The organism is Bellilinea sp. (assembly GCF_034432615.1).
Classification (GTDB): Bacteria; Chloroflexota; Anaerolineae; order Anaerolineales; family Anaerolineaceae; genus Bellilinea.
Map to the genome: position 1 here is coordinate 1 of NZ_DAOUBL010000177.1, position 2,892 is coordinate 2,892.

The 2,892-nt window shown below is 57.7% G+C and carries 2 protein-coding genes; both read right to left on the reverse strand.

Annotated features, from left to right (window positions below):
* Positions 1–360: 360 nt before the first annotated feature.
* Positions 361–1,803, reverse strand: a complete 1,443-nt coding sequence (locus tag VAE48_RS08265) for an ABC transporter substrate-binding protein (RefSeq protein WP_322792849.1) — start codon at positions 1,801–1,803, stop codon at positions 361–363.
* Between the two features lie 95 nt (positions 1,804–1,898).
* Positions 1,899–2,892 (reverse strand): GH36-type glycosyl hydrolase domain-containing protein (locus VAE48_RS08270; RefSeq protein WP_416181036.1); only part of this gene is annotated, 994 nt, incomplete at its 5' end.

Here is a 2,892-nt window from a genome sequence, read left to right on the forward strand (position 1 = left end):
AGGACGTCAGGCGCGGCGCGGCGCGCAGGAAAGGGTTTGCCTGCGCCGGCAGCGGCAGCAGCAGCACCACCGCCAGCAGGCTCATCCACACCCGCACCAACCCGGACACACTCAGCCGATTCATTCCGCTACCCGCTGTATTCGTTCCTCATCTTTTTATAACGTCAATTCGGGATAAATTATTTTTACATCAACTTTCGAATTTTCGTCCCCCTCCCGCCTCCTCCAAAATCGCAGGGGCGATTTTGGAGGAGGTGCAGGGGGGTAATTGACCTTGCAGGCAGGTTTTGATCTTATCCTCAAGTCACGTCATTTTATACTGCGGGGCGCCGGCGGGGTCACCGGCGCCCCCGCTAAAAATCATTGATTCAACTCCGCGCGGGCATCCGCCAGTATCTTGTTGGCGAATTCTTCCAGTTTTGCGGCGTAATCTTCGTATTTGAAGCGTCCTTCCGGCGCAAAGTTGAACATGTACCACATGTTGACATCCTTGTCTTCACCGATGTCAATGCCGGGTTTTCCTTCCCAGCGGGCGTTGATGTAGCCGGGCACAATCTTTGCCAGCGATTCGACCAGACTGTCATCCAGGTTTTGCAGGGCAGCGTTCACGCCCGGTTTGTCCACAAAGCTCTGGTACAGCGCCAGCGAGGCATCGTCCATGGCAACCGGCAGTTTGGGCGCCGAGCCCATCGCTTTTGCCAGTTCGGCCTCTTTGGCATAGGCTTCGGTGGAGAAGGTCATCCACCTGGCGAATTTATAGGCTTCTTCGAGGTTGCCGGTGGTCTTGGAAACAACGATGATATCCAGCACCAGCGCCTGATTGCCGCCGGGGATGCCGATGAAGTCCCAGTCAAAGGTCGCATTCTGGACGTAGTTGGGAATATTCCAGGAAGCATCCCAACGGGCACCCACTTCCTGATTCAGGAACAGTTCCCACGGCCCAACCGATTTGAAGTTGGCTTTCTGCTCGTCGGTCAGTCCCTGCCAGGTGTAGGGTTTGAGCTCGGTCAGTTTGTTGATGGCCGCCTTGAAAGCCGGCGAGTTGTAGTTCATCTTTTCGCCGTCGAAACTAAACCACTTCAGGTTTTTGTCAAGCGTGCTGGGGTACCAGCCGAGCACAAATTCCAGCTCATCCAGCCCGAGAATGCCTCTGGGAATATTGGTGAGCGCGATGGCGGTATTGAAGAATTCATCCGGGGAAATGCCGTATTCGGGCGCATCCAGATTGGCTGCCTCGTATAACTCTTTGTTGACAAAGTAGCCCATGATGAACTGGGCTGCCGGCAAACCGAGCACCTTGCCGTTGTACGTGACGGCATCCTTCATCGCCTGCGGCACTTTTTGCCAGTCGGCATCCTGACTGACCAGCGGGGTCAGGTCGGCCAGCCAGCCGTTCTTGACATACAACGGCACGTTGTTGGCCATGAAGACATCCGGCAGCTGACCCTTGGCGGCATAACTGGTCAGGTTGGCTTCCCAGCCGCCCTCGGCGGACATATCCACAAATTCGATGGTCACGTGCGGGTTGGCATCGGTGTAGGCTTTGATCAGCTGGCGCTGGATGTTGTTCTCTTCTTCCGTGCCGAGATTCCAGTTGGCGTAGCGCAGGGTAACCGGTTCAGCCGGTTTGGCGGTTTCTTCGGTCGGCTGCGGTGGGGTGGTTGGCTGTTCGGCTTGAGTTGGCTGCGGCGGGGTGGTCGGCTGGGGCGCCTGAGTGGGGGTTGCCGGTGTGGCGCAGGCCGCCAGAGAGACGGCTAAAACAACCACAAACAACACATTCAAGAATTTAAGATTGGTTTTCATCCTCTTCTCCTTGGTCGGTTACAAAAAGTTTGGAAACGACGGAATTTTATAAAAGTTGGGTTTTTCCTGTGCCGGCCACCTCCTTTCCAACCGTTTCATCCCATGACGGCTTCAACCACATGGGTAAGACCATCCCCAAAGACGGGGATCAAACTGGTATTGAGCGGTTTTCCATCCACACTGAGCGAGCGGATACCGCTGCTGACGTGGGCAGGGTTGTGGACGCGGATATCGTAAACCGCATTGCGAAAAGAACGCAGCACGCGGAACCCGTCCCATTCCGCCGGAATACAGGGCTGCAGGCGCAAACCGTCTTCCTGCGGGCGGATGCCCAGAATCCAGTGGGTGGCGGCGCGCTGCAGCCACTGCGCCGAACCGGTGTACCACGTCCAGCCGCCGCGCCCGTAATACTCGGAGAGCGGGCCGTCAATGTTGCCGGGCGTGACATAGGGTTCGGCTTTGTAGGTATCCACATCCGCGCTGCGGTTGGGCGGGCAGATTTTGCGGTAGGCTTCATACGCCCGCCCGGCATCGCCCGCCAAGGCATAGGCCCACACCGACCAGACCGCGGCATGGGTGTAAACTCCGCCGTTCTCACGCAGGCCGGGAGCGTAACGGGTGACATACCCAATATCCGGGCGCGGTCGGGTAAACGCCGGGTAATTCAACAGCGTTCCGTAATCCTTCATCAGGTGATCGCTCACCGCTTGCAGGGTCTGGCGGGCACGCTCGCCTTCGGCAACCCCGCTGATCACCGCCCAGATATTGGGCATGAGGAAGATACGCCCCTCTTCGTTGCTGCGTGAACCGAGCGGCAGGCCGTCATCGGTGGTGGCCTGCAGGTACCACTCCCCGTCCCAGCCGTAGCGGTTGAGAGCTTGTTTGAGGCTGCTGTGAATCGTTTCACACTGCTGCGCAAAAACATCATCTCCGCGCCGGCGGGCAAGCGGAATGAAGCCTTCCAGAATCAGGTAGAGAAACTCCCCCACCCAAAAGGACTCGCCCTTGAGCAGCGTGCCGACGGCGTTCAAACCGTCGTTCCAGTCGTGATCACCCATCAACGGCACACCGCGCGGCGAAAAACGCGAA